This is a genomic window from Streptomyces sp. NPDC053665 (assembly GCF_055585285.1).
The window spans coordinates 196132-223044 of sequence record NZ_JBVJKK010000004.1 but is presented as its reverse complement, the minus strand read 5'-3'; the positions used below and the strand labels follow the sequence as shown (position 1 = coordinate 223044).

The following is a 26913-nucleotide window of genomic DNA, read 5'->3' as shown; positions in this document are numbered from 1 at the left end:
CTCAACTCACCCGCGCCGTCAGGTCCGTGTACAGCTCGGTGCGCCGCGCCCACAGCCCGAACCAGAGGGTCTGCTGGAACCGCAGGTCGGGTTCGCGCAAACGCCGGATCCTCGCCACGTCCCAGGGCGCCTCGACGACGTCCTCGCCGGTGCCCGCCTCGGTGAGGAACCCCTCGGGCACCGCCACGGCACTGCCTCCGCCGCACCGTTCGCTCAGCGACCCGGCGAAGGCGACGGCGACGGTGTTGAGGGTCGCGATGCCCCACACCGCGGCCCGCTGCGACTCCTGCTGCGTGCCGTCGAGCGAGCCGGCCACCAGCAGCAGTTCGGCGCCGGTGAGGCAGGCGATGCGGGGCGGTTCGATGAGCCAGAAGTCCGGGCCCAGGAGCAACCCGACCCGGCCGAAGGGCGTCTCGACGACCGGGAAGTCGTCGCCGGTGCCGGTCGTCCCGTCGGCGAGGACGGGTCGTTCGAGTCGGGCGCATTCCGATCCGTCCGGATCCAGCAGCCGGGCCACCTGCACCAGGTCGCCGCCGGGCCCCTCCTCAGGCCAGGAGCCGGTGAGCACGTAGGTGCCGCGGGTGCGTGCCAGTGCCGACAGCCGGTCCAGGCACCGCTCGCGCAGCGCCGGGGGCAGCGCCCGGACGTCGTCGCCGGTGGTGAAGACGTTCTCGGGCAGGACGACGAACGTCGCCTGGTCGGTCACCCGGCCGTCCAGATCGTCGAGTACGGCGGAGGCCGTCGCCTCCGGTGTGGCCCGGCGGGCGTGCTGCGCTACGAAGATGGTCACGAACGGGTCCCCTCCTGTGTGCTGGTCGCGGTGACGGGCCCGCCCCGCTGCGGGCCGCCGCCCCCGGTCAGGGACGCCCGCAGTTCGGCCGCCAGGTCCCGGTCCGCTCCGACGTACGGGGTCAGCAGCGCCCGGTACGCCTCGGGCCTGCGCAGGTGCTGCCAGCGGCGGCCGTCGCCGGCCGCCGGCTCCTCGATGTCGACGACGAGGGTCTCCGGCTCGTCGCTGCCGGCCTGCGCGATCACACCCTGCGGACCGGCCACCAGACTGGTGCCGGCGAAGTGGATCTCCACGAGCCGGTCCCCGCGCCTGCCGCGCACGACGCCGACGGAGCTGGCGTAGACGATGTTGACGTCGTTCAGGTAGGCCGCCGTGCGCAGGGCGTTCACCATGAGCGGCTGGTTCTGCCCGAGTGTGCCGCCGGGCACGAAGACCGTCCGTGCCCCGGCGAGCGCCAGCATCCGGACGACCTCGGGGATCCAGAAGTCCGAGCACACGGCGATGCCGATCTGCCCGAACTCGGTCGACAGGACCCCGAGGGAGTCGGTCTGGCGGCACACCACCATCTCGTTGCCGAAGGCGTGTGCCTTGACCGCGCGCCCGGTGATGACGCCCTGCCGGCCGATCAGCAGGGACGTGTTGCGGTACATGCCGTCCTGCATGTCCTCGACGAGGGAACCGAGCAGGATGTGTGTGTCGAGCTTGCGGGCCAGGGACTGGAACCCGTCGACGACCGGCCCCGGAATGGGGGTGTCGGTCAGCCCCCTGCGCCCGTCCTGCCCCGGCATGTACCACGGCGGGCCGAGCAGGAACTCGGGAAAGCACACCAGGTCGATGCCGCCGGCACCGCAGACGTCCTCGATCGCCTGGTAGGCGTTGCGCAGGCCGTCCTCGTGATCGTCGACCCACTGGGTCTGTACTACCGCTACCCTCATGCGTCTTGTCTCCTCGGGATGCCACCGGTGGATCGGCCGCGGCGGCTGCCTGCCGCGACCGGGTGCGGGTCATGACGTGGCGGTACTCCAGTCCTGTGCGGCGACGACGGTGACCTCGGCCTCGACTCCGAGCGCCTCGTGGATGCCGCCGCGGACGGCCCGTCGCATCGCGTCCGGGTCGACGGCGCGGGGGTCGGCCACGGCGCAGGTCACGTGGAAGGTGCCGTCCCGGAGGTCACAGGCGAAGTGCGGTGCGAGCCGCCGGTGCCCGAACACGATCCGTTCCACGTCCAGCGCCGTGACCAGCCCGTCCGGTCCGCGGACCGCCGAGGCCACGCTGCCGAGCGGCACCAGGACGGGGCTGGCCGAGCCGCAGGCGCAGCGGTGGTCCGCCGGCCGCAGCTCGACGGCCTCGCCCGTCGGGGCGCCGTCCAGGAGCAGTTCACCGCGCCGTCCGCCGCGCACCTGCGCCCGCAGCCGGTGGTCGCACAGGTGCAGGGCGCCCTCCGCGCAGGTCACGGCGACGGTCGGGGCCGACGGTGTGCCGTAGAGGGCGGAGGTCCGCGCCGCCCAGGTGGCGCCGATGCGCTCGAGGCGCTCGGCGGAGCAGGGCTCCCCCACGCAGACGATCGTCCGCACCGTCGAGTCCGCCGGACGCTTCCCGAGCGACACCGCGAGGCCCGCCAGCTCCGCGGCGAAACGCGGGGAGCACACCAGGGCCGTCACGCCGTACTGCTCGATCAGCCCGAGCAGACGGCCCATCGGGCAGATGGTGCCGCTGGTCCCCACGCTGATCACCGAGGCGCCGACCATCTCGACCACACGGTCCACCTCGGCACCGATGAACGACAGTTCGTACGGCACCGCCGAGACCACGACGTCGTCCTCGGTGAGCAGCCGGCCCAGCGCCAGCGTGAGGTCGATCTGGTGGTGGATCCACTCGTCGCGGGTCAGCAGGATCGGCTGCGATCCGCCGGAGGCGTCGACCCGTTCGCCGTAGCGGGCCCGGACGGCGGCCCGGCCGTCCGCCGCGGCGGGGGGACTGAGCGGGTCGCCGGCGTCGCGGTCGAGGAGGTCCAGGAACTGCTCGTAGTGCGTCGTGAGGGACGCGGCCGTCGTCACCGGGCCTCCGCTTCCCGGGCGAACCGGCGCCACCCGTAGTCGTCGAGAGCGCTGTCGCCCCGTGCGGGCCGCAGCAGGGGCCGGCGTCCGGTGCCGGTCTCCATGTCGGCGCTGACGACCGTCGCCAGCACGAACTCGTGGTCGCCGATCCGGTAGGACGACTTCAGGCTGCAGTCGATGGTGCCGAGCGCGTCGGACAGCCGCGGGCAGCCGTTGGCCGAGGGCGTCCAGGCCAGGGCGTCGAAGCGGCTGTCCGGCCTGCCCTGCGAGAAGGCCTCGGAGACGGCGTGCTGGTCCTCGCCGAGGATGTTGACGCAGAAGCGGCCGGTGTCCGCGATGGCGTTCCAGCTGGTGCTGCCCGAGCGCACCAGGAAGCCGATCAGGGCGAGTTCGTCCGAGACGACGGTGAGCGAGCCGATGACCAGGCCGTAGGGTGTCGGCCCCTGCCGTTCGGACTGCCGGGTCGTGCCGGCGACCACCGTGACGGCCCGGGGCAGGAGTTCGCCGAGCACCCCGAGGTCCGGTGGCGCGCCGACCCGCGGTTCCTGCTCGGTCACGGGCGCCGGCGTCGCCGCGGCGCCCTCGCCGCGCAGCCGGCGCACGAACCGGCCGGTCACGCTGTCCGGGTCGGCGGCGAGTTCGCCGGGCGTCCCGCTGTGCACCACACGGCCGCCCTCGCGGCCGGCACCGGGGCCGAGGTCGATGACCCAGTCGGCCAGGGCGATCACCTTCACGTTGTGCTCGATGACGACGATCGTGTTGCCGCTGGAGATCAGCCGCTCGAAGAGCGCCAGCAGATGGCGGATGTCGGCGGTGTGCAGACCGCGGGTCGGCTCGTCGAAGATGAACAGCGTGCGGCTGCGGCGCTGCTTGAGCAGTTCGCCCGCCAGGTTGAGCCGCTGCGCCTCGCCCCCGGAGAGGGTGGTGGTCGAGCAGCCGAGTTGCAGGTAGCCCAGGCCGAACTCGCTGAGGACGCCGAGCGCCTGGACGACCTTGGGACTGTGCTCGGCGTCGAACCAGGCGAGGGCGTCCTCGACGGTCATCGAGAGCACGTCGTGGATGTTCTTCCCGTCCAGCCGCACGCCGAGGACGTGTTCCTGGAAGCGGCGGCCCTCGCACTCGGGGCAGACGATGAACTCGCTCTTGAACAGGGTCATCTCGATCTCGGCCAGCCCGAGTCCCTTGCACGACTCGCACCGCCCGCCGGCCACGTTCGGGCTGAACTCACCGCGTCCGAGGCCGCATTCCACCGCTTCGGCGCTGGCGGCGAAGGCGTCGCGGATGTGGTCGCTGATGCCGATGTAGGTGACGAGGGTGCTCCGGCTGGAGCGGCCGATCGGCCGCTGCTCGACGTGGATGACGTCGTCCAGGGCCTCGGCGCCCTCGATGCCCGGGTTCTCCTCCGCCGCGCCGGCCGACCGGTGGGCGAGGGCCCGGGAGACGGCGGTGTGGATGCCGGCCACCAGCGAGCTCTTGCCCGCGCCGGACACCCCGGAGACGCACGTGAGTGCGCCGAGCGGGAACCTGGCCGTCTGGTCGAGCACGTTGTTGCGGGTGATGCCCCGAACCTCCAGCCACGGCGCTCCCGACAGGTCCGTCGTGGTGCGGGCCGGCCCGTCCGAGGCCAGAGCGGCCGCCGTCGGGGAGGCGGCGCACCTCAGCAGGTCGGCGTAGCGGCCCTCGAAGACGATCTCACCGCCGCGGGATCCGGCGCCGGGCCCGAGTTCGACGATCCAGTCGGCGGCACGGATCACCGACTCGTCGTGCTCTATGACGATGACGGTGTTGCCGAGGTCGCGCAGCCGCCGCAGCGAGTCGAGGATCCTGCCGGTGTCGGCCTCGTGCAGACCGGCGGTCGGCTCGTCCAGGACGTACATGACGCCGGTCAGGTCGCTGGCCAGGTGCTGGGCGAGCAGCAGCCGTTGCAGTTCGCCGCCGGAGAGGGTGGTCACCGGCCGCCGCAGTTGCAGGTGTCCCAGGCCGACGTCCTCGATGTCGGTGCTCTGCTTGACGATCGCGGCGGCCAGTTCGCGGACCTGGGCCGGTACCGCGCCGGAGGCGAGTCCGGCGCGCAGCCGGGCGATCGAGCGGGACAGCTCGTCGCTCTGGAAGTCGGGGAAGGTGTGGCCGGCCACCGTCGCCCTGAGCGATTCCGGGCGCAGCCTGCCGCCGTGGCACGCCGGGCACACCTCCCGCCCGAGGTAGTTGGTGAAGGCGTTCTTGCGGGCGGCGGACGACGCGTTGCGGTACGCCCGCTCCAGGAATCCCAGGATGCCCTCGAAGCGGACGTCGTTGGTGACCTTGCGGATCTTGAGCGTGTAGACGGTGTCCGAGCCGTGCAGTACCCGCTCGGTCTGCTCCGGGCTAAGCTTCTCGAACGGCACGTCGAGGTCGAGGCCGATGTCCGCGGCCATCGCCTCGAAGGCCTTGCGCACGTTGGGGACGGCGAAGGTGCCGGGGTCGGCCCCGTCCCAGATCTCGGTGAGGGTCTTCGACCGGTCCGGGACGATCCGGTCCAGGGAGAAGCCGACGAGTTCGCCGATGCCGTCGCACTGGAGGCACTTGCCCTCCTTGCGGTTGGGGCTGAAGTGCTTGGCGGAGTGCGGTTCGGCGAAGCAGCCGCAGTCGTCGCAGAACAGGTCCGCGCCGGTCGGGCCGAGACAGGCCGGGCAGACCGGGCGCGAGCCGGCGCCGAACAGCAGCCGGTACAGGCCGTCGAGTCCGGTGAGCGTGCCCACGGTCGAACGGGGGTTGGACGTGCCGCCGTCGCGCTGGCGCAGGGCCACCGGCGGCTGCGTCCCCGCGATCCGGTCGAAGTGGTAGTCGCCGTCGCCCATGTCGAGGGACTTGCTGGACAGGGCCCCCAGGTAGAGCGTCTTGGAGTGCTCGAAGAGGGTGTCGATGACCAGGGACGACTTGCCCGATCCGGACACGCCCGCGGCGACGACCAGTTTCCCCTTGGGGAAGGAGACGTCGACCGACTTGAGGTTGTGGGTGGTGACTCCCTCGAGCCGGATGCTGTCGAGACTCATGTGATGTCGTTCCGCCCTTCGGCCAGGTCGCGGGCCCGGCCCTCGCAGCGCCGCAGGTCGGGATAGCGGGTGTAGAGCATCGAGCGGACCCGGGCGGGGTCGCCGCGGTTCCAGGTCTCGTACAGCTCCTGGCGCATGCCGAACCGGTCGACAGCCAGGTCGGCGGCGAGCCGGAAGATCCGCGACTTCTCGTCCACGCCCATGTCGCGTCCGCACATGTAGGTGTCCAGCACCGCCCGCAGCCCGGTTGTCCCCAGATCGGCCTCCGAGGGCTGCATGATCAGGCCCGAGGCCCCGATCTGCCGGATGATCTCCGAGGCGCGGGTGGAGAAGCGGCCGGCGACGGCGTCGAGCGCGGCCGTGGAGCCGGGGGCGAGCAGTCCCGAGGCGGTGGGACGGCTCTCGGCGTCGACGGCGGCCAGGCCGAGCCGGACGATCTCCACGTACGAGGTGAGTTCCCCGAGCAGGTCGGTGACCTGCCGGAACGTGTCGACGCCGATCGCCTGCGCCAGCAGTGAGGCGACCCCGAGCATGGTGCGCAGCCGGTGGTAGTAGCGCACCTGGCCGGTGTAGAGGGACCACTTGTTCAGCTCGCCGAAGCCCCGGACGGCCGTCGGGGAGTCGTCGAGCAGGAACACCCGGTCCATCGGGACGAACACGTCGTCGAACACCAGCATGGCGTCCTGCTCGTCGTAGCGGGCCGAGAGGCCGCCGGAGCCGTCCGCGTAGGACGAGCGGCACAGGACGCGCAGGCCGGGACTGGCCAGGGGTGCGGCGAACCAGCAGACGTAACGGGGGTCGTCGCGCAGGTAGTTGGCGGGCGAGAGGTAGATGAGCACCTCGTGGGCGTACGGCGCGAGCGTGGCGATCTGCTTGGCGCCCCGTACGACGATGCCGTCGGCGCCGCGCCGCACCACCCGCAGGCCCAGCTCGGGCCGGTCGGCGGGGGTGGAGGAGCGGTCGATCTGCGGGTCGCCCAGGCCGTGCGTGAGGGTGAGGTCGCCCTCCCGGCAGCGGTGGTAGAAGTTCTCCGCGTTGCGCCCGAACTCGGGGTCCACCTTGGCCAGTTCGAACCGGAAGTCGTACAGGCCGACCACGACGTTCGACATGAAGTCGGGGATCCGGGACAGCTGCCCGTAGGAGGCCTCGGCCCACCGGTGGGAGTTGGCCCACTTGCGGCCGAGTCCCTCCCGGTCGGCCGGCGCCAGGTACGACAGGCTGACGGGGTTCCCGGACGTCTCCGACCGGTACAGCATCTCGTCCGCCCGGCCGGGCAGGTGCTGGGCGTCGTACAGGCCGGCCAGCGTGTGGAGCATGGGAGTGAAGCCCGGATCGCCGGTCACGTCGATCCGGCGCCCGTCGCTCCAGACCTCCCGTTCGTCCTTGAGGCTGGCGATGTACTCGGCTCCCCGCCAGGCCCCGGTGAGGGGACCCGGCGCGGAGGCCGTCTCGTCGGTGGGCATGACGCTGTCAGAGGCCGTGGGTCCTGTGGTGGTCACCGTCCGCGCTCCTACGGGTTCCGCTCGGCCGCACCCGACCGGAAGGGCTGGTAGCTCTGCTCCTGCACCTGCGGGAAGTACTCGCGTGTCGCCTCGCCCACGACCCGCATCAGCTCGGAGTCGAGGGAGCTGGGGTCCGTGATCAGCTTGGCCAGGGGCGAGTCCGGCACGGCGTTGGTCAGGGGCGTGCGGCGTGCCCGGTGGATCGTGGCCAGCGCGTGCTGGGCGTTGGCCGCGTCCCGCATCTTGTAGACGGCCTGGGGGCCGTCCGGAATGCCGATCATGGACTTGGTGCCGCCGCTGCCCAGGCAGTTGCGGGGCATGTGCAGGTGCTCGTGCCGCCACTGCTGGTGGGCGGTGTGCAGTTTGAACGCCTGGTCGACCACGGTGTGCCGCAGCCATGCCTCCGGGTCGTCGTGGCGGCGCGCGTCGATGTCCCGGAGGGTCTCCTCGAGCGTGGACCCGCCGAGCGAGTCGAGCCATGCCCCCAGGTCGTTCCACAGGTGTTTGAACAGGTCCCGGAACATGTGCTGTTTGATCGACAGCGAGTGGGTGCCGCTCGCGGGGCCCAGGTTGGTGCGGAAGCCGTGGTACTCCCCCGTCGCCAGGTGTTCGGCCATCACCCGTTGTGCCTCGACCACCGGGTCGAGCAGTTCCCGGCAGGCCGTCAGGTGCTGCGCAGCCCGGCTCAGGGCCTGGGCGCGGATCGCCCTGATCGCGACCTCCAGATGGTCGTTCGCCTCGGCGCACAGGATCTCCGGGACCTGGTGCAGGGCGACGAACTCGCCGTGCAGGGTGCCCGGGTCCAGTTCCGTCGCGGCGACGGCGCGGGCCAGCGTCTCGGCGGAGATCAGCTCGTCGGTGCTCCGGCTCACCCCGACGGGGACCGCGGTGAGGTCGCTCTCCCACTTGGTCGCGTCGTGGCACGCGGTCCGGATGCCGTGCAGCACGCGGTACAGCGAGTCGTCGATGCTCCTGGTGGCGATGGTGGTGCGGGTCAGCTCGGGCGCACCGGCCAGCAGCGTGCCCTTGGCGACGTCCTCCAGTCCCCGCAGGGATTCGACGTAGGCCGCGTAGCCGGCGGACTCGGAGATGCTCACGGCCGCCGGCCCCGCCGCCGCGCCGGCCCCGAACACGCTGCGGACGTCGAACACCACGGTGCCGAGCCGGCGCAGCAGCCGGTGGAAGCCGACGGCCCACTGCACGTACCGGGAGGCGGCCGGGATGTCGTCGGCCAGCAGGCACGCCTGCGTCCTGCCCGCCAGCCGGGCGAGGTTGAGCAGACACACCTCCGACGCCTGCAGGACGGCGCACACCGTCGAGTCGTAGGTGCCCTCCGGCACCCCCCGTGCGGCCCGTGCCTCGCCCAGCAGGTCGATGCGGTGCAGCTGGTCGTAGCTCTCGGCCACCGGGCCGAGTTCGGTCGTCCTCCGTCCGGCGGGGCACATGTCGGCTGTCACCGGATCGTCCAGGCTTGCCATTGCGCCATCACTCCTCGCTGGGTGCCGCTGAGTACCGGATCGATTCGGTGGGACATGAGTCGAAGGCGTCGAGGACCCGTTCGAGTTCGTCGGGTGTGTCGGGCTGTTTGCACACGTAGTGCACGTCGTTGTCGAGGTCCGCGTCGAAGTTGTCGGGCGCCAGGTCGTTGCAGAGCTTGCAGTCGATGCAGGTGTCGTCGATCTCGAAACGCCCGTCGATCGGGACGCGTGTGGGAAGCGGCAGTTCAACTCGCACCGGCGGCTCCTCCTCCCCCGTAGGCACTGAAGTTGCGCATCGTCGGTTTGGCCGAGGTCCGCAGGGCCGTCTCGAACCGCTCGGTGTCCAGCGGGCCGAAGCGGGTGGACGCGCCGAGACGGGCACGGACCCCGGCCGCCACGGCTGCCCGGGTCGCGTCGTCGGCACTGGAGGGCGGCAGGGCGATCCGCAGCTCGTCGCCGTCGACGTCGAAGGCGAAGTAGTAGGGCCCGGTGGTCATGGCGCCCAGGACGATGTCCTCGATCTCCAGCTGGGACGTCCAGCGGTCACCGACGGGGATCCGGTCGCCCATGCGGCCGCGGTGCTGCAACCGGCGCAGCGGGGAGCCGCACGCGCAGGGCGCCGCCTCGATCCGGCACACGTCGCCGGTGCGGTAGCGCAGCAGCGGCATGGCCCGGCTCGCCAGCGTGGTCACGGCCAGCTCCCCGACGGAGCCGTCCGGCAGCCGCCGGCCGGACTCCGGGTCGACCACCTCGAAGTACGTCCGCGTCTCGACCAGGTGCAGTTCCCGCTCGCGGCAGAACATGGCGAGCGTGTTGGTCTCGGTCATGCCGAACATGGAGTACGCGACGGCGCCCCACTGGTCGGCGAGCCGCCGCTTCTTGGCGGGCGACGCGCCCTCGCCCGCCATGAGGATCTTCGAGACCCCCAGGTCGACCCGCGGGTCGATGCCGCGGCGGCGGGCGATCTCACCGAGGAAGAGGGCGCGCGTGCCGGAGCACACCAGGGTCGTGGCGCCCGAGCGCTGGAGGGCGTCGACCATGCGGTCGGGTGTGCAGGAGGGTGAGGCCGCGCCGAGGGGCACGATCGTGCAGCCGAGGATCTCGATCGCCCGGTCGAGGTCCTGGCCCACTCCGGCCAGTTCGTACGGGACCGCGATGGCCGCGACGTCCCGCTCGTCGAGCACGGTGGACAGCAGCCCGGCGACGGTGAGGTTGTTCTCCAGCCAGTCCGCCATCGTGAAGAACGCCGCGATCGGGCGCCCGTCGCCGGTGCCGGAGCTCTCGTCGAAGCGGATCACCTCGCGCCGCGGCACCGCCAGCATGCCCAGCGGGTAGGCGGCGGAGAGGTGCCCACGCCGGGTGAAGGGGAGGGTCTCGAAGGCGCCCGGGCGGCCCTGCGCCGCCGCCCGGGCGATGTCGGCGGGGACGAAGGCGGCGTAGAACGGTGAGTTGCGGCAGGCGTGCTCCACGGTCGCCGCGCGTGCCCGAGCCGCCCAGGTGTCGAGTGCCGCACGGTCCAGTGCGGTGACCGCGGCGACCTTCCGGGCGATGTCGAGGCGGGAGGCGAGGGTGTCGCGCAGCCTGGTGCGCGGGTCGTGGCCGGCCGGCCGGGCGAGCGTGGTCATCGGGAGGCCTCCTCCAGCCGCGCCATGGCCGTCCGCTCCTCGGCCGCCAGGCCGGCCACGAGGGACGCCGCCTCGTCGAGGGCCTGCCGGGCGCCGACGTCGTCGGTCTCGCGGAGCAGGTTCGCGACCTCCGTCCAGCGCCGGGCGATGCGGCGGTACTCGACGGCCAGGTCGTCGTAGGCCGCGACGCCGGTCAGTTCGTGCGCCTCCTCCAGGAACTGCGCCCACAGGGTGCGGAAGAGCCCACCCCCGGTTCCGCCCTCCTCCATGCTGGTGCCGACGGCGGCCATCGCCTCGACGGGACGGTCGAGCCGGTCGTGCCATCCCCGCATCAGCGAGCCGGCCTTGGCGATGCCCTTGAAGCCCATGTTGGTGATCGGCGGGGCCAGGAACTCCCGTGCGGTGGCCAGGATCGAGGCCTGGCAGGCCTTGGGGAGGACCGACTCGTCGTAGCCGCGCGGGTCCACCCGCACCGACAGGTTGCGCGAGGACATCGGCCCCTTGGCGGCCCTGGCCCGGGCGAGGCTCTCCCGGGAGGTCGACCGGACGCCCAGCGACCGGGTCTCGACGACGACGAACCGGTCGTCCTCGTAGCCGATGCAGGCGAGGTAGTGCGCGGCGAAGTGGTGGTTCTCCCGCGCGTAGTCGAGGTGGTAGCGGTCGAGCTTGAGTCCCACCACGTCGCCCTCGTCGAGGGCCTGGACGAGCGTGGCCTCGGCCTTCGCCGAGGAGGCCGTCTCCTGTGTGCGCAGTTCGAGGCAGAGCGCGTCGGCCACGTTGCGCATGAGGTGGTCGGGTTTGACCCGGCCGGCGAGGAACGGGCTGGGCATCTGCTTGGAGTGCCAGTACAGGAACGACAGGCCCTGCCCGAGGCCGAAGATCAGCGGCTCGCTCAGCTCGATGTCGTGGTTGCGCAGCATGTTGAGCAGCGCGGTGGACTCGCAGTGCTCGCCGGAGTACGGGGAGATCTCAATGACCGCCATCGCCGTGCCCCGTCCCGTCGCGCGGCGCCTCGAAGACGATCTCGAGCACGGAGCCGCTGTCGTTGTTGCGCAGGTGCCCGTAGGTGTGGCCCAGTTCGTCGGCCTCGGTGAACGCGATGTTCTCCAGGTGGTCGACGTCCCGGTCGAGGACGTCCAGGAGGTAGCGCACGTCGTCGTCGGTGTGCACGTCGATGGCGACGTGCGACATGAGCCTCCCGCGTTCACCGGCGGGGCGTTCCGCCCAGGGGCCGAACCGGCGGCAGGCGAACATCTCGATGACGCGCCCGTCGGCGAGCGCGATCGAGTTCCACCATCCCGGCGTGCCGTACTGGCGGGGCGAGATGTACGACGGGCCCATCTCGACGGTGGTGACGAGGCCGGAGGCCCGGTGCTCGTTCAGGTAGGCGTTCCAGTCGAAGACCTGCTCGTCGTCGTCGTAGTCGCCCATGTAGATGCCGACGTGGTTGACCCCGGCGAGCTTCTCGACGACGTGGTCCGGCGCGTATCCGCACCAGGCCGACAGGTACCGGCCGCAGTCGAGGTCCCGCCACCTGCTCGACGTCCGGAGGATCTCCTCCCAGGACCGGTCGAAGCCGGCGCGGTCGGGAAAGCGGCCTTCGCGCGTGGCGGTGATGGCCGGCGAACTTCCCGCGAGTGCGTTCATGGCGCTTCCTTCCTGCCCGTGATGACGATCCCCATCTGCACTTCCGTCACGACGGCCGTGCCGAGCGCGGTGCCCTCCAGCAGCTCCTCGATCTCGCTCTTGACGTACGAGGACCGGATGGAGGTGCGAAAGCCCGGGCGCATGTCGGCCGCGATGTTCGCCTTCATGAACTGGAACGTCGTGCGGTCGACGTCCCGGCGCAGGTCGGAGACGCAGTAGCGGCCGCCCGGCTTGAGCACCCGGTGCAGCTCCGCCAGGGCGGTCACCGGATCCGCCCACTCGTGCAGCGAGGAGGCGCTGACGACGTGGTCGAAGCGGTCGTCCTCGAACGGCAGGGCCAGGACCGTGCCGCACTCGTAGGCGCAGCGTCCCGCGACGCCGTACCCGTCGGCGTTGGTGCGCGCCCGGCGCAGCATCGCCGGTGAGATGTCGAGGCCGACGAGCCGGGCGGAGTCGTCCGCGCGGGTGAGCCACTCCAGACCCAGGTAGCCGGGGCCGCATCCCAGTTCCAGTACCTCGCCGGAGTCGATTCCCGCCGCCAGGATGTCGTCGATCTTTTCCCGGAGCCAGCCGTTGTCCCGGATGTGGCGCTGCATCTCGTCGTACTTGAGGGCCAGTTCGTCGCCCTGGAGGCCCTCGTCGGTCTCCGGCACCCGGGCCGCCACGGTGCCCCGCGCGCTAGCCACGGTCCTGCCCCGGCCGCCGTATGCCCACTGCTACACCTCTCATCGTGGCGCTCCCCATGTGCACGTCGGAACGGTCGTCGGTCGTCAGGAGATTGACCGATGATCTGAGTGACTGGTCGATCGAGGGCTCGTCCGGATACCACCAGCCGGCGTCCGCCACCACGACGTCGGGTGCGACGGCGTCGGAGATCTTGACCGTCATGAGCACCCCGGGCGCACCGGCCCGGCTGAACAGTTCCACCTCCTCGCCGTCCGCCAGCCCTTCGCGCCGGGCGGTGTCCGGGTGGACGGTCACCCGCGCCGAGCTCTGGCCGCGTGAGGTGGTCGGCAGCTGGTGGAACTCGGTGTTGTAGAACTGGCGCGGATGTGCGCTGGTCATCACGTACGGCAGGGCCGGGTCCGCCCGCGGGGCGTGCCGGTGGACGGGGAACGGCTCGTACCCCATGGCCCGCAGCCCGGGGTGCATCAGGTTCACGCGCCCGGACCGGGTGCGGAAGCCGCCGTCGCGGTACTTGCGGTACCGCTTCTCGTTGCGGAGGTATCCGATCTTCGTGAACTGCTGCCAGGTGAGGTCGAGTCCGGCGAGTTTGGCGTCGAGAGCGGCTTCGACGGAGGGGTAGAAGTGTTCGCTCAGACCCAGCCGTTCGGCCAGCGCGAGAATGATCTCCTCGTCCGAGCGGCACCCTTCGACCGTGGCGATCTTGCGCCGGGCCGCGATGTAGGAGTTGAACTCGACGACCTGGTCCCGCTCCAGCCAGCTGGAGGCCGGCAGGACGATGTCGGCGTACCGGGCGGTGGGGGTCATGAACAGGTCGCACACGACGACCAGGTCCAGCTTGCCGAGGGCGGCGCGGACCAGTTCGGTGTTCTCGTGCGAGGCCAGGATGTTGCTGCCGAAGACCAGCAGGGAGGTGACCGGGTACGGCGACCCGGTCAGGACGGCCCGGTGCAGGTCTCCCGGCGCGACCCAGCCGGACATCGACAGGATCTTGTGCGTGTCGCCGCCGATCCGCTTCCTGGCCTGTTCCTCGGGCAGCAGGTCGGAGCGGGGGAAGGCCCGCCGGCCCTCGATGGGCATCGGCTCCCAGATCACGTCGCCGCCGGGGGCGTCGATGTTGCCGCAGATCGCGGCGAGCAGCGCGAGGGCGCGGTGGGTGTCGAAGGAGTTCTCGTTCTGCGACAGCCCGGTGCCGGCCTCGATGCAGGCTCGGGAGGCGCGGGCGTAGGAGCGGGTCGCCTCGCGGATGAGCCCGGGCGCCAGCCCGGTGATGCCTGCGACCCGGTCGACGTCGTACGCCTCGACGTGCGCGGCGAGTTCGTCGAAACCGGAGGTGTGCGCGGCGACGAAGTCGTGGTCGTACCAGCCCTCGTCGATGACGATCCTGATCATGCCGAGGGCGAGGGCGCAGTCGGTGCCCGGCCGGACGGCCAGGTGGAGGCCGGCCCGGGCCGCGGTCGGGGTCCGCCGGGGATCGACGGCGATGACGCGGCTGCCGCGTTCCACCGCGCGCAGGAACTTGATGCCGATCACGCCGTCGGAGTGGGTGTTCGGTTTGTTGCTGCCCCACAGCAGGATGACCTCGGGGTCGCCGTCGTAGTCGCAGAAGGTGAAGGCGCCGTAGGTCATGATCGAGGCCATGACGCGCGGATAGAAGCACACGTGTGCCGGACCGACGACGTTGGGTGTGCCGATCGCGTTGGCGAGCCGGAACACCCACTCCTGGTAGTTGCGGTCGGTCCCCTGGCCGAGGACGACGGACTCGGGCCCGTGCCGGTCGATGGTGGCGGTGAGTTCGGCGGCGATGCGGTCGAGGGCGGTGTCCCAGTCGACCGGTTCGAACGTCCCCGCGCCGCGGGGGCCGGTCCGTACCAGTGGTGTCGTCAGCCGGTCCGGGCTCTTCAGCAGGTCCAGTGACGCCTTGCCCTTGATGCAGAAGTAGCCCTCGCTGGTGGGGTTGTCGGGGTCGCCGTGGATGTCGGTGGGCACTCCGTCCACGAGTTCCACGACGGCGCCGCATCCGCCGTGGCACATGCGGCAGACGGATGTCACACGGGTGACCGTCACACCGGTTCACCTGCCCGCTTCGCCGCCGCCACCGCAAGCCCCTCGAAGAGGGCCTGTTCGGCGTCGGCGATGGCCTCCAGCAGGGCCGCGACCTCGTGCAGCTGCCGGGGCCCGTGCGCACCGGGGTAGGCCATCAGCATCTCGATCGCCCGGTCCCATTGCCGCTCGACGTCACCGAACCCCTCGGCGAACGGCGCGAGTTCGTCGTCGCCGCACACCTGCCGGGCCTCTTGCAGGAACGCGCGGTAGAGGGTGCGGAAGTTGGCTCCTCCGGTCCCGGCGTAGCGCCAGAAGCGTCCGACGCCCGGCACGGTCTCCTCGGGGGAGGTGAGGGTCTCGTGCCATCCGGCGACCTCCGCGGCGGCGCGGCGCAGTGCGGGAACACCGTGGCGCGGTCCGCGACGTTCGGTCATCCGTTCCGCGGTCAGCCGGAGTGCCTTCCAGATCTGCTCGCGCAGCACCGCTGCGGGGTCGGTGATGAGCCGCTCCGGAACCTGCTCGACGTACAGGTACAGGTGGGGCGACGGCATGAAGCCCTCGTCGGAGGCGCGGGCGCGGCGCAGTGATCGCGTCGGAAGCGACCGGGCCCCGCCCTGCTGTTCGGTGTCGACGACGTGCGCGAGGGTGTCGTCGAGTCCGTACAGCGCGATGTGGTGCGCGGCGAAGTGGCTGCGGGAGGTGAAGTAGTCGAGGTGGAAGATGTCGACGGACACCCCCACGACGTGGCCGGACTCCAGCAGATCCCTGGCGACGGCGTGCGCCGTGTCGGCGTCGGGCGCCCGGGACTCGCGCAGCTCCACGCCCAGGGCCGAGCAGGCGTTACGGGACACCTGCACGGGCTCGATCCGGCCGGTCAGCATCGGCGGGACGCGTCCGGGCGCGGGGGCGTCCCAGTACTGGAAGTCGATCCCCTGGCCGAGCCCGAACAGCATGGCTTCGGACACACCGACGCCGGCGTGGTGGAGCATGTTGCGCAGGGTGGTCGTCTCGCAGTGAACGCCGTGCTGGGGCTGAAATGTCGCCAAGCGCATGTGGCTTCCCAATCGCAGGGTGCGGAGAACGCCGTGCAGGTGGAGGGGTCCGGCTATGCGTCGAGCAGGACGTCGTCGTATCCGCGCAGGTCCAGGAAGCCGGAGCCGCTGGCCAGGATCACGATGACCGGCCGGAGGTGCTCGGCGTCGGCCTTGGCCACGACGTCCAGGGCCGCGGCGACCGCGTGTCCGGCTTCGGGGGCGAGGAGCAGGCCTTCGGTCCGCAGCAGCAGCCGTCCGGCCTCCAGTGCGGTCCGCTGGTCGAAGGCGACGGCGTCCAGCACGCCCTTGTGCCGCAGCAGGCTGACCAGGGCGGAGCTGTGGTGGTTGCGCAGGCCGCCGACGTGCGTGGGCGGTGGGATGAAGCTTTCTCCCATGGTGTAGCCGAGCACCTCGGGTGTGAAGCCGCCGAGGTCGGTGCGGGCGTACGCGTAGACACCCTGGGTGAGCCGGGGCGCCGCCGTGGATTCGGCGGCGAGGAAGTGGAGGTCCGCTCCCTCGGCCCTGGCCCGCAGATGGGGACCGATGAGGCCGCAGAGGTTGCTGCCGCCGCCCGAGCACGCGACGAGGTGGTCGCCGCGCCCGTCCACGCCCAGTTCCTCGCCGTGGACGTCCCTGAGCTGCCGGGCGACTTCGAGCCCGAGCAGGGTCTGGTGCAGGTACACGTGCGGCATCCCGCTGCCGGCGAGATACGCGGCTGAGGGGTTGTCCAGCGCGTGCTCGATGGCGTCGCTGATGGCGGTGCCGAGGCTGCCCGGATGCTCGGGGTTGTCCGCGAGGATCTTCCGTCCGACCGCTGTGTGGGGCGACGGCGAGGGCCGCACCTCGGCGCCCAGCAGTTCCATGTAGTGACGCCGGTAGGGCTTCTGCTCCAGCGAGCACTTCACCATGTGGATCTCGGCCCGCAGACCGAACATCTGCGCCGCGAGGGCGACACTCATCCCCCACTGGCCCGCCCCCGTCTCGGTGACGAGGGTGGTCCGCCCTTCCTCGGCCGCGTAGTAGGCCTGCGCTATCGCGGTGTTCAGCTTGAAACTGCCGCTGGGGAGGACGTCCTCACGCTTCAGGTAGATCCTCGCGCCCGTGCCGAGATGCTTCTCCAGACGGTGTGCCCGGTGCAGCGGTGTGGGCCGGCCGCACTGCACGAGCCGTTCCGCGACGGGTTCCGGAATCGTGACCCATTGCTCACCGGGGGCATTCTGTTCGATGAGGGCCCGGGGCCGGATCCGCGCGGATATCTCCGCGGCGGTAGGACTTCCGGAGTCCCTGACCTCGGGCAGCGGGCCGGGCAGATCCGGCAGGAAGTTGTACCACTGGGTGGGCATCCCCGGTAAGGAACGGTCGCCGGGAACTGCGGGTCGATCATCAGGCGTTTCCGCATGCCCCGATCGGCCTGGGCTGTACGAAGTCACATTCCCCCCGCTCCCCCGCTCCGGAAATTCGTGGAAGTCAGCGTACGTAGCGGCATCGGGCCGCGCAACCATGTGAACGTGAGATGGAAATTCAACCATCGCGCACCTGAATTCACCCTCGCCGAGGCGTCATTCACAGGGCGGTACTGCAGATTCCGGAATCATCCCGTCGACAATCATCGGCCCGCTTGGCGGGAAAGGGCAAGGGTCCATCGAAAAGCAGCGGAAGATCCGAGAAGACCGGGAAATGCACCGGCTCCGTCACGGCCGATTCGAGAGCCGTCATCGATCCGGGGCGCCGGCGAGGGTGCTGTGCCGGACAGGTCCGGCACTTATGCGCCAGTGTCCCGGGAATTGATCCGTTCCGTCAATGAATCGGCCAGGAGCCGCCAGCTCTCGGCGTGGTGCCGCGCCAGTTCCGCGATCAGTGGCGCGCAGTGGATCGGCAGACTGCTCGCCATCGCGGCGAAGTCGTGCGGCTGGGTGGCCGAGGGATCCAGGGTCCGCAGCAGCTTGCGACCGACCTCGGTGAACCGGAGCGAGGGATCGGCCCGCAGGCGCCTGACCGCCGACGACACGTCCGCGCACGGCGGATGCGCCCGGGGGCGCTCCGCGAGCGCGGGGCCGTGGCCGGCCCCTTTGTCCCGGGCCGGCGCCTCCCCGGCCTGTACCTCGGCCTGCGATCGTCCTTCGCCCAGGGGTTGCGCCTTGCCGGCCCGTACCTCGCCCTGCGGGTGCCGCTCGTCCCGGGGTTCCGCCTCCCCGGCCCGTATCTCGCCGTCCTGGGCTTCGCGTGCGCGCCGCCGGGCGTCCTTGGCCGTGGTGAGCGAGATGCCCGCGGCCCGCGCCACCTCGCGCGCGGTCGCGCCGGGGTTCTCGGCGAGGTACCCCAGGGCGCGACTTCGGCCCTCGCCCGCAGCCAGCGGGTAGGCCACCCCGTCACGGCCCAGCCGCACGGGGGTCGGGTGCGGAAAATCCGCACCCGACCCCCGCCTCAGCGCCGCGATCGTCTTGTCCGACAGCCCGGCCACGCTCGCCAGCCGCCGGTTGGACCACTCGGGGAAGTCGGCCAGCATGTGGAGGGCCGCGGCCTTGCGGTCGGCCAGCGACAGAGGCAGTCCGTGATTGCTGTTCAGCTTGACCGCCAGGACGAAGGCCTGGCGCTCGTCACCGTTGAAGAGCACGGCGCTGATGTGCGAGGCGCCGCTCTTCTCCGCCGCCCGGAGCCGGTGCACACCGTCGATGACCGTCATGGTCGTCCGGTGGATCACGATCGGCGGCAGTTCGGAACACACCTCGGCGAGCATGCTGATGTGCCGTGGGTCCTCTCCCGTGGTCCGAAGGGAACCCGCGACCACAATGCTGCATATCGGTACGCGCGTGATCTCCGATAAGAGGCCACTGAAGTACAATTCTGAACGACTTAAATGCTGCTGCATCGGCTGCTGCGTGGCAGCCGAGACGTGGTCCCTCACTCTCCCTCCCCAGCGAACACCCGAGGAGGGAAAGGGCTGTCATGAGCCATCGGAAAGGCGAGCAACATCGAGTCTCCCCCGCGACGCAATGCCGAATGACCTCGAACCCTGCCAGCAGGATCGATGCCACGCAAGAGTCCGTTCACACGGGCCAGTTGGAATGTTCATGCACTCCGTGATCGCCGAATGGGCCGCTCCGGCCGTGCAAAGGGGGGCCTCCTGCCGGAATGATCCGCTCCCCGAGCAGGCACGGGTCATGTCTTCGCTGCTCGGCGCATGATCCGTCCCGGTTGTCTGGACCAAATGGTCTGTTTTGCTTGGCCGGTGTGCATGCACAGCACGGGAAAAACGCGGCCCGTGGGCGGCCGTAGAGCAGGTAGTGACATACCCGCCCCGGAGAAGTTGCTCCGGCGCAGCGGCTGTTCACGCCGCCGCGGCGTTGTCCAGCTCCAGCGCTCCGCGCAGCCAGTCGTCCGCGGTGCCCGGGGTCGGCTCGGGCAGCCCGGACGGCGGTGTGCGCAGGACGGCCGTCAGCTCCCAGTACCGGTCCAGGCGCGGCTCGGTGGCGAGCCGCGCCGCCAGCAGCCGCCGGAACTCCCGTGAGTCCCGGCTGCCGTAGGCACGCGCGTACGCCGCGACATAGGCGTCGAGTGCCTCGCCCGCGTGCGGGGCACGGTCGTGGCGCACCTGCGGGGCCGCGAGGTCGAACGCCTCGATGAGTCCGGCGTAGAGGAGACAGGCGCCGCCGGCTCCGGCCACCCGGTGCACGTCCGGCTGGGGCCGACGGCTGGACGGGCAGGGAGACGTCGTCATCGCGTGCAGCCGGGCGAAGGCGAGCACCTGGTCGGGGGTCGGGTCGTCGGGCGGCTGGGGGACGGCCACCTCCAGGAACGCCGCCGTCACGCGGGCCGGCATGCGCGGCGGCAGCCAGCCGCGCCAGAAGCGGACCAGTGGCGCCGTGCTCGGCGGGGTGCTCACCGCGCCCAGGATCCGCAGCCGTTCGGACCGCTCCGCGGCCGGGCACTCCGCCACCAGCCGCAGGGCCGCCTCACGCCAGCGCATCGCCGTCAACTCACTGCCCAGCTCGCGCAGTCGGCTCGCGACCGCCTCCTCCAGGACGCGGCCCGCCCCGCCCGCGTCCTCGACGACCCGCCGCACCTGCGGCACCGACAGGTCCAGCGCGCGCAGGGACCGGATCAGCCTCAGCCGCTCCAGCGCCTCGGGCCCGTAGCGCCGGTGCCCGCCGCCGCTGCGGGCGGACTCGGGGAGCAGGCCCCGGTCGGAGTAGAAGCGGACGGTCTTCACGGTGACGCCCGCGCGCTCCGCGAGCTCGCCGATGCTCCAGAACTGCTCGTCGGACATGACCGGTTGAACCTCCCTCAGGGGGAGTTCCTACGGTACCGGCGCACGGAGCGGGCCCACGCCCCGGCCTCGTGGCCGGTGTGCGCGAGGCGCGGCAGGCAGTGAATGGGGAGGAGAGACCCATGACGGTGTTCATCATGGTGGCGGGTGTGTTCACGGGGACACACGTGTGGCAGGAGACGGCCGCCCGGTTGGCCGCGGCCGGCAGTGAGGCACTCCCGGTGGCCCTGACGGGGCTCGACGCGGCCCGGCCCGCCGACCCGTCGGTCCGGACGGACCTGGAGACACACATCGCGGATGTGCTGGCGGTGGTCGACGCGGTGGACGCCGGCGAGGAGATCGTGCTCGTCGGTCACGACTACGGGATCCACCCCGCCCTCGGGGCCGCCGACCGGCGGGCCGCGCGCATCGCGCGGATCGTGTACCTGGACTGCGGCATGGCGCAGAACGGTGTTCCGGCGCTGGCCGCGGTACCCGACCGCACACTGCGCGCGCAGCTCGCCGAGCGCGACCGGCGCACCGCGGCGGACGAGGTACTGGCGCCGCCGACCGGTGAGGAGTGGCAGCGCTGGGGCAGCACCGCAGGAGTGCCCGACGCGGCACTGGACCGGTTGTCCGCCCTCGCGGCACCGCAGCCCCTGGGCACGCTGCTCCAGCCGTTGCGGTTGAGCGGGGCGGTGGCCGCGGTACCGGTCACCGGGGTGCTGTGCACCGGCAACGGCGTCAGCGTCGACCTGGTGCAACGGCTCGTCGATCTCGGCGACCCCGCGCTGGTGGCGCTGGCCGGGCCGCACATCGGCTTCTTCGAGATGCACACCGGGCACTGGCCGATGCTGTCGTGCCCCGCCGATCTGGCGGACGTCCTGCTGCGCGCGGCGGCCGGCGAGGGGCGCCGCCTGCTCCCGCCCGGCGCGCAGTCGCCACCCGCCCATCAGCGTCCGTTCCCGGTCGACGTTCCCGAGGTGGTGCGGGACCGCCGGGGGCAGGTCGATCTGTACGTTCCCTCAGGCGGCGCACCGCGTCCGGCAGTGGTCTTCGTCCACGGCGGCCCGGTCCCCGCCGGGGTCCGGCCCACTCCCCGGGACTGGCCCACCCTGGTGGGCCACGCCCGGCTGGCGGCCGCCGAGGGCGTCGTGGGGGTGACCCTCGACCACCGCCTGCACGACGTCGCCGACTACGAGCGCGCCGCCGGGGACGTCGCGGCCGCGGTCGAACTGGTCCGGGCCGATCCCCGGGTGGACCCCGAGCGGATCGCGCTGTGGTTCTTCTCCGGCGGGGGCCTGCTCACCGCGGACTGGCTGGCCGGCCCGCCGGCCTGGCTGCGCTGCCTGGCCGCTTCCTACCCGGTGCTCGCACCCCTGCCCAACTGGGGGCTCACGGACAGCCGTTTCCATCCGGTCCGGGCCGTCGCCCATACGGGCGGTCTGCCCCTCGTCCTGCTGCGGGCCGGGCTGGAGACCCCCGAGATCGCCGTCACCGTCGAGGCGTTCGTGACCGCGGCCGAGAAGAGCGGCGCGGCGTTGGAACTGGTCGACGTGCCCCGCGGCCATCACGGCTTCGAGACGCTCGACCCGCCCGAGGAGACCCGCCCGGCCCTGCTCCGTGCGATGCGCTCGGTGATCAGGCACCTGGAGAGCTGACGCGAGGGGCCTCCTCCGTGCCGCTCCTGGACGGCAGCCGTCTCAGGGGCGCGCGGCGGGGCCGGTGCGCCCCAGCCGGAGCGCGGAGACGAGGAAGAAGACACCGCCGAGGAAGGCGTAGCCCGCCAGGGATGCCAGCGAGGTGCCGTCCTGTCCCGCCTGGCCGACGAAGGAGGCTCCGGCCAGGGTGGAGAGGGCACCGCTGGCGATCATCGGCCACTGTCCTCCCATGCCGCGCCGCAGGACGCCGACGACCAGCTGGACGAGGCCGGCGGTGATCGCCCACACACCCCAGACGCGCAGCACCGCCGGGATGCCGGAGGCGACCGCCGCGGCCAGGACCCCGGCGGTCAGGGTGCTCAGGGCGACGTTGACGTACAGGCCGCGCACGGGTCCGCGGCCGGCCCTCGCGGACCTGAGGTCGACGACGGCGCAGGCGACGTCGAACAGCGGATAGACCACCAGCAGCGTCGCGCCCAGGGTGCCGAGGGTGTGCGTGGTGGTGAACAGCAGAGCGGCCCAGACGACGGCGAACGCGAAGCGCACGACGTACAGCCGGCGCAGCGCCCCAGAGGCGGCGGCCGGGGCGGGGGTGGGGGCGGGAGGGGCGACGGAGCTGGCCATAGCGGCTTCTTCCTGCTCGACGGGATGGGGTGAGGGAGAACGTTCGGTCTCCCTCACGGCACGGCCCATCCAAGGCCCACCCGCGCTCTCCTGTCAAGACCGAACGTTCTCCCTCAGGGGGCTGCTACCGTGGCGCCATGAGCGCGAGCACAGGGAGCGGGAGCACGTCGGAGGCACGGTCGCGACTGCTCGGAACGGCCACCCGGATCTTCTACGCCGAGGGCATCCACTCGGTCGGGGTGGACCGGATCATCGCCGAGGCGCAGGTCACGCGCGCCACCCTGTACCGGCACTTCAAGGGCAAGGAGGACCTGATCCTCGCCTATCTCCAGCAGGCCGACCAGGGCATCAGGGGCCAGGTCGCGGCCGTCCTTGAGCAGGACCTCACGGCGGCCGACACGGTCCGCGCCGTCGCACGGTCCATCGCGGAGAGCATCCGGACGCCGGGTTTCCGCGGGTGCGCCTTCCTGAACGCGGCGGCCGAGTACCCCGACCCGGCGCACCCCGTCCACCGGGCCGTCCTGGCGCATCGCCAGTGGTTCCTGGACACCGCCACCCGGCTGCTGTCCGAGGCCGGCTGCGTTCCCGCCGAGACAGCGGGGCGTCACTTCGTCATGCTCCGCGACGGCGCCATGGCGGCGGGCTGCCTCTTCGACCCGGCGCTCATCTCCGAGACGTTGCTGAACGGCGTCGAGGGCCTGCTGCGGACGAGCATCCCGGGTACTGCCGACCCCTCCTGAGGCGCCGTTCCGGGTCCGAGCCCCCGTGCGCCCCCACCGGCGCCCTCCCGTGCGCGTCCCGCCCGGCGCACGGTCGGATCCATGGAGGTCGGCGAAGAAGCGTGCGCCGGGCGGGGGGACGGTACGGACTGCCCGAACGGCGAGGTGCTCGACGTGCGGGCGGAAGGCCCCCGCTGTGAGGAGTGCCGGCACCACTGGGAGCTGGACTCGACGGAGCCGGGGCGCAGAGCAGGGGACTACGAGGAGTCGCCCCGGCCCCCGGGACCGCCGGAGGAGGCCGGGCACGGCAGCGCCGCTTGAGGCCGAGGGCCCGGACGGTTGCTCCGCCTGAGGCCGAGGACCCGGACGGTTGCTCCGCTCGAGGCCGAGGACCCGGACGGTTGCGCTACGGCGTCGGCGCGGTGTGCGGACCCGGGCCCCCGCGCCGCCGCGCCAGGGGCCCGGGGAGTGCGCCGCCGCCCGTATCCCTCGTGCCGGCGGGCCCTCGCGCGGGACGGTGTCCCGCACCCTTGCCGATCCTTCCGGGCCGGCGGCTGCGACGGATGCAGCCGCGGGCCGTCCGCCGTCCGTGCCGGCCGGCCGGACATGTCCCCCGGACAGGCGCGGTGAGCGGCCCGGGACTGGGCACTCGCTCCCCCATGAACGAGCACCACGACGGTCCCGACGCCGCCCACCGCCGACCGCAGGGCGTGTCGGACACCACCGTCCAAGCCCTCGGCGCCCTGTCCAAGGCGCTGGAGACGACCGAACGCGCCCGCGGGCACCTGTACGCCTTTCACCAGCTGACCGGTGGGGCCGACTTCGAGCTCGACCGTGCGGTCCGGCTGCTGCGCGAGGCGGGCCATCACACCTGGGCGGACCGCGTCCAGCGCGAGATCCTGGGCCACAACGTCATCCCGGGGCACTGGACGTTCCAGATCGTCGAGGCGTACAACGACACCTACTACGACCCGTTCAAGGCCGCGGAGAAGGCAGCACGGCAGGAGCTGGCCGAGGGGAAGGACCACCTGTTCGAGGCCGAGCTCAAGGAGGAGCGGCGCACCGGCGGCCACCCGGACCACTCGGCACGTCCCGGCACCGCACCGCAGGGGTGAGCCCCGCGGGGCTCACCCGGTGACGGTCCGCCTCAGCACAGCACCCGCAGCGCGCCCGGCAGCACCCTGGCCGTGACGGGGAGGACGGCCTCGATCTCGCCGTCCGCGCCGTAGGGCAGGTCCCGGTCGGCCTCGATACGTATCTCGCGGCCGCGGACCACCTGCACCTGGGGGCGGTGGACGTGGGCTCCGGTGTCCAGCTCCTTCATCAGGGCGAAGAACAGGCGGCGCGGCGCGTCCCGGATCATCACGACGTCGAGGAGTCCGTCGTCCAGGCGGGCGTCGGGGGCGATGCGGCGTGCCGAGCCGTAGTAGCTGGAGTTCGCGGCCACCACGGTGTAGCCGCTGTAGGCGTGGTCCCGGCCGTCGACGGTGACCCGGTAGCGCACGGGGCGCCAGCCGCTGATCGCGCGCAGGGCCCCGGCGTAGTAGGAGGCCGGGCCGCGCAGCACCCGGGACCGGTTGGCGTGCTGGTTGGCCAGGGCGTCCACCCCCGCGTACACGCTGCCGAGGACGACGGTGGCGGCGTGGACCGACGACACGACCTCGATGGTGTCCACGGCGCGCGGGGTGCCGTGGAGCAGGACCCGGGCCACGCCCTCCGGGTCGCTCGGCAGGCCGAGGGCCCGGGCGAAGTCGTTGCCGCGCCCGGCCGGGACCATGCCGAAAAGGGCGCCGGTGCCGCTGAGGGCTCCGCCGATGCTTCCGGTGATGCCGTCGCCGCCGACGGCGAGGACCACGCGGCCGCGCTCCCCGGCGCTCCGGGCGAGCTCACGGGCGTGGGCGAGGCTGCGGCTGTACTCGGTCTCCAGCTCGGCGCCCGCCTCCCTCAGGAGACGGGCCACCTGCAGCAGCGCCGCCGCGCTGGTGGCTCCGCCCGCGGTGGGGTTGACGACGGCGGTGAACTGTCGCATCGATGTGCCTCCGGGCTGACGGGTGGTGCCGGGTGGTCGTGAAGGTGGGGTGGTGCGGTCGGGCGGGCCGGGGACCGGTTCAGTCGGCCGGCAGCAGCACGCCGGGGTTCAGCAGGCCGTCCGGGTCCAGCCGCTGCTTGACGGCTCGCAGCGCCGCGACCCCGAGGTCGGTGGCCTCGCGCACGTACCAGTCGCGGTGGTCGGTGCCGACGGCGTGGTGGTGGGTGATCGTGCCGCCGGCCGTGAGGATCGCGTCGTTCGCGGCGTGCTTGGCGCGCGTCCAGTGCGCCACCGGGTCGTCGCCCTGGGCCGAGACGACCGTGAAGTACAGCGAGGCGCCGTTCTCGTAGACGTGCGAGATGTGGCACATGACGAGGGGCGGGGTGCCGTTCCCGGTGAGCGTGCTGGTCAGCGCGTCGCGGACGGCCGTGTACAGGCCCGGCAGCTTCGACCAGTAGGCGGCGGTCTCCAGGGTCTCGGCGAACGCGCCCGCCTCGAGGAGCGAGTCGCGCAGGTAGGGCGCCGAGTAGCGGCCGTGGGCCCAGCGCTCCCCAGGCTCGTCGCCGGCGAACTCGCCGCCGCAGTCGGCGAGGACGGCCGCTGCCGCCGCCCGGCGCCGGGCGGTGTCGTCCTCGGTGCCCTCGAAGCCGACCACGGCGAGGCAGCCCGCGTTCCCCTGTTCGACGCCGGCACCGATGGCCTCGGGCTGGGCCAGGCCGATCAGTGTCTCGGTCTCGTCGGACAGCCGCAGGACGGTGGGGCGCGGTCCGTCCTGGGCGAGGCGGCGCAGTGCGGCGGTGCCCTGGTCGAAGGAGGCGAAGCGCCAGCCCTCGTAGCGGCGCGTCCGAGGAACGGGCCTCACGCGGACGGTGACGGAGGTGATGACGCCGAAGGCGCCCTCCGAGCCGAGCACCAGGTGGCGCAGGTCGGGTCCGGCGGCGGAGCGGGGTGCCCGGCCGGTGTCGAGGGTGCCCTGCGGGGTGGCGAGGGTGAGGCCGAGGACCATCTCGTCGAAGCGGCCGTAGCCCGCGGAGGCCTGTCCGCTGGAGCGGGTCGCGGCGAAGCCGCCGATGGTGGCCCACTCGTAGGACTGGGGGAAGTGGCCGAGGGTGAAGCCGTGTCCGGCCAGCAGCGCCTCGGCCTCGGGTGCGCGCAGGCCGGGCTGGAGGGTGGCGGTCCGGGACACCGGGTCGAGGTCGAGCAGGCGGTTCATGTGCCGCAGGTCCAGGGCGACGAAGGGCGCCGGGCCGGTGGGGGCCAGTCCGCCGACGACGGAGGTGCCGCCGCCGAACGGGACGAGGGCGAGGCCGTGTTCGGCGCAGACGCGGAGCACGGCGAGCACCTCGTCGTGGCTCTCCGGGAGCGCGACGGCCGCGGGGGCGTCGGAGGTGTCGGCGGCGCGGATGCGCAGCAGGTCCGGGGTGGACTTGCCCCGGGTGTGCCTCACCCGGCTCTCGGCGTCCGTGCGGACGCTGTCCGCCCGTCCGCCGAGGGCGGCGTGCAGGGCGTGCAGGGCGGTGCTTTCCAGGGCGGGGGTGGAGACCTCGATCTCCTCCAGGCGGGCCGATGCCGTGGGCTGTGCCGTGACACCGAGCCAGTCACGCAGCAGCCCGGTGACGGTGTCGGGCAGCGGCGTCGCCCTGGCGGGGTCGCCCCAGCCGTTCCACAGCATGTCCATGCGTGTCGTCCTCACCGGTCGTCGGGGTTGCCGCCGGAGCGGCCCTGCGCGTTACACTGTT

General features: G+C 72.1%; 23 protein-coding genes. 4 read left to right on the top strand and 19 right to left on the bottom strand.

Translation table 11 applies throughout. The annotated features are described in order from the left end of the window. Position 1: 1 nt before the first annotated feature. The 16 genes from ACZ6ZN_RS18195 to ACZ6ZN_RS18120 all read right to left on the bottom strand — a co-directional run bounded on the left by ACZ6ZN_RS18195 (position 2) and on the right by ACZ6ZN_RS18120 (position 20162). Positions 2–790 carry a carbon-nitrogen hydrolase family protein gene (locus ACZ6ZN_RS18195; RefSeq protein WP_469647333.1) on the bottom strand — a complete coding sequence of 263 codons (789 nt, stop codon included), beginning with the start codon at positions 788–790 and terminating at the stop codon, positions 2–4. Beyond that, positions 787–1725: a carbon-nitrogen hydrolase family protein gene (locus tag ACZ6ZN_RS18190; protein WP_398108029.1), complete on the bottom strand. Its 939-nt coding sequence runs from the start codon at positions 1723–1725 to the stop codon at positions 787–789. Before ACZ6ZN_RS18190 ends, ACZ6ZN_RS18195 begins: the two co-directional genes overlap by 4 nt. 69 nt (positions 1726–1794) lie before the next feature. After that, positions 1795–2847, bottom strand: a complete 1053-nt coding sequence (locus tag ACZ6ZN_RS18185; RefSeq protein ID WP_469647330.1) for an AMP-binding protein — start codon at positions 2845–2847, stop codon at positions 1795–1797. Further along, entirely contained in the window at positions 2844–5879 is a 3036-nt protein-coding gene (locus tag ACZ6ZN_RS18180) for a flavin reductase (RefSeq protein WP_469647327.1), read from the bottom strand. Before ACZ6ZN_RS18180 ends, ACZ6ZN_RS18185 begins: the two co-directional genes overlap by 4 nt. Next, entirely contained in the window at positions 5876–7378 is a 1503-nt protein-coding gene (locus ACZ6ZN_RS18175) for a 4-hydroxyphenylacetate 3-hydroxylase N-terminal domain-containing protein (RefSeq protein ID WP_469647325.1), read from the bottom strand. Before ACZ6ZN_RS18175 ends, ACZ6ZN_RS18180 begins: the two co-directional genes overlap by 4 nt. An 11-nt stretch (positions 7379–7389) precedes the next feature. Continuing rightward, entirely contained in the window at positions 7390–8859 is a 1470-nt protein-coding gene (locus tag ACZ6ZN_RS18170; protein WP_398108033.1) for a hypothetical protein, read from the bottom strand. 7 nt (positions 8860–8866) lie between these two features. Continuing rightward, on the bottom strand, positions 8867–9115 hold the full coding sequence (locus ACZ6ZN_RS18165; protein ID WP_391836229.1) for a ferredoxin: 249 nt from the start codon (positions 9113–9115) through the stop codon (positions 8867–8869). Continuing rightward, positions 9105–10484 carry a phenylacetate--CoA ligase family protein gene (locus tag ACZ6ZN_RS18160; RefSeq protein WP_469647321.1) on the bottom strand — a complete coding sequence of 460 codons (1380 nt, stop codon included), beginning with the start codon at positions 10482–10484 and terminating at the stop codon, positions 9105–9107. The genes ACZ6ZN_RS18165 and ACZ6ZN_RS18160 overlap by 11 nt, the downstream gene beginning before the upstream one ends. Next, positions 10481–11467 carry a BtrH N-terminal domain-containing protein gene (locus tag ACZ6ZN_RS18155; RefSeq protein ID WP_469647320.1) on the bottom strand — a complete coding sequence of 329 codons (987 nt, stop codon included), beginning with the start codon at positions 11465–11467 and terminating at the stop codon, positions 10481–10483. The genes ACZ6ZN_RS18160 and ACZ6ZN_RS18155 overlap by 4 nt, the downstream gene beginning before the upstream one ends. Then, the gene (locus ACZ6ZN_RS18150; protein WP_469647317.1) at positions 11454–12131 is read right to left on the bottom strand and encodes a hypothetical protein; all 678 of its coding nucleotides are present in this window, start codon (positions 12129–12131) and stop codon (positions 11454–11456) included. The genes ACZ6ZN_RS18155 and ACZ6ZN_RS18150 overlap by 14 nt, the downstream gene beginning before the upstream one ends. Further along, positions 12128–12817, bottom strand: coding sequence for a class I SAM-dependent methyltransferase (locus ACZ6ZN_RS18145; protein ID WP_398108037.1), 690 nt, complete (start codon positions 12815–12817; stop codon positions 12128–12130). The genes ACZ6ZN_RS18150 and ACZ6ZN_RS18145 overlap by 4 nt, the downstream gene beginning before the upstream one ends. Next, on the bottom strand, positions 12810–14867 hold the full coding sequence (locus ACZ6ZN_RS18140) for a molybdopterin-containing oxidoreductase family protein (protein ID WP_469647315.1): 2058 nt from the start codon (positions 14865–14867) through the stop codon (positions 12810–12812). The genes ACZ6ZN_RS18145 and ACZ6ZN_RS18140 overlap by 8 nt, the downstream gene beginning before the upstream one ends. Positions 14868–14878: 11 nt before the next feature. Further along, positions 14879–15913: a BtrH N-terminal domain-containing protein gene (locus ACZ6ZN_RS18135; protein ID WP_469647312.1), complete on the bottom strand. Its 1035-nt coding sequence runs from the start codon at positions 15911–15913 to the stop codon at positions 14879–14881. Positions 15914–15966: 53 nt separating this feature from the next. Next, positions 15967–17238: a TrpB-like pyridoxal phosphate-dependent enzyme gene (locus tag ACZ6ZN_RS18130; RefSeq protein WP_451879801.1), complete on the bottom strand. Its 1272-nt coding sequence runs from the start codon at positions 17236–17238 to the stop codon at positions 15967–15969. A 419-nt stretch (positions 17239–17657) separates the two neighbouring features. After that, entirely contained in the window at positions 17658–18620 is a 963-nt protein-coding gene (locus tag ACZ6ZN_RS18125; RefSeq protein WP_469647309.1) for a ParB/RepB/Spo0J family partition protein, read from the bottom strand. A 603-nt stretch (positions 18621–19223) separates the two neighbouring features. After that, complete coding sequence (locus ACZ6ZN_RS18120; protein WP_469647308.1) at positions 19224–20162, bottom strand: helix-turn-helix domain-containing protein; 939 nt, start codon at positions 20160–20162, stop codon at positions 19224–19226. Between the two features lie 122 nt (positions 20163–20284). Between ACZ6ZN_RS18120 and ACZ6ZN_RS18115 the strand changes: the two genes are divergently transcribed. Beyond that, a complete protein-coding gene (locus ACZ6ZN_RS18115; RefSeq protein ID WP_469647305.1) occupies positions 20285–21802 on the top strand; it encodes an alpha/beta hydrolase in 1518 nt (505 codons plus the stop codon). Positions 21803–21844: 42 nt separating this feature from the next. Here the strand turns inward: ACZ6ZN_RS18115 and ACZ6ZN_RS18110 are convergent, their stop codons facing one another. Then, positions 21845–22426 carry a hypothetical protein gene (locus ACZ6ZN_RS18110; protein WP_469647303.1) on the bottom strand — a complete coding sequence of 194 codons (582 nt, stop codon included), beginning with the start codon at positions 22424–22426 and terminating at the stop codon, positions 21845–21847. A gap of 137 nt (positions 22427–22563) precedes the next feature. Here ACZ6ZN_RS18110 and ACZ6ZN_RS18105 point away from each other — a divergent pair, with 137 nt between their 5' ends. From ACZ6ZN_RS18105 to ACZ6ZN_RS18095, 3 genes are all read left to right on the top strand, one after another. Next, positions 22564–23166: a TetR/AcrR family transcriptional regulator gene (locus tag ACZ6ZN_RS18105; protein ID WP_469647302.1), complete on the top strand. Its 603-nt coding sequence runs from the start codon at positions 22564–22566 to the stop codon at positions 23164–23166. Positions 23167–23247: 81 nt separating this feature from the next. Next, positions 23248–23466, top strand: a complete 219-nt coding sequence (locus tag ACZ6ZN_RS18100; RefSeq protein ID WP_469647300.1) for a hypothetical protein — start codon at positions 23248–23250, stop codon at positions 23464–23466. Between the two features lie 338 nt (positions 23467–23804). Further along, entirely contained in the window at positions 23805–24260 is a 456-nt protein-coding gene (locus tag ACZ6ZN_RS18095; protein ID WP_469647299.1) for a hypothetical protein, read from the top strand. 32 nt (positions 24261–24292) lie between these two features. Here ACZ6ZN_RS18095 and ACZ6ZN_RS18090 read toward each other — a convergent pair whose 3' ends face one another. Together ACZ6ZN_RS18090 and ACZ6ZN_RS18085 are read right to left on the bottom strand one after the other, a co-directional pair. After that, positions 24293–25174: a diacylglycerol/lipid kinase family protein gene (locus ACZ6ZN_RS18090; RefSeq protein ID WP_469647297.1), complete on the bottom strand. Its 882-nt coding sequence runs from the start codon at positions 25172–25174 to the stop codon at positions 24293–24295. A gap of 79 nt (positions 25175–25253) precedes the next feature. Beyond that, complete coding sequence (locus tag ACZ6ZN_RS18085) at positions 25254–26852, bottom strand: FAD-binding oxidoreductase (protein ID WP_469647294.1); 1599 nt, start codon at positions 26850–26852, stop codon at positions 25254–25256. Positions 26853–26913 lie beyond the last annotated feature (61 nt).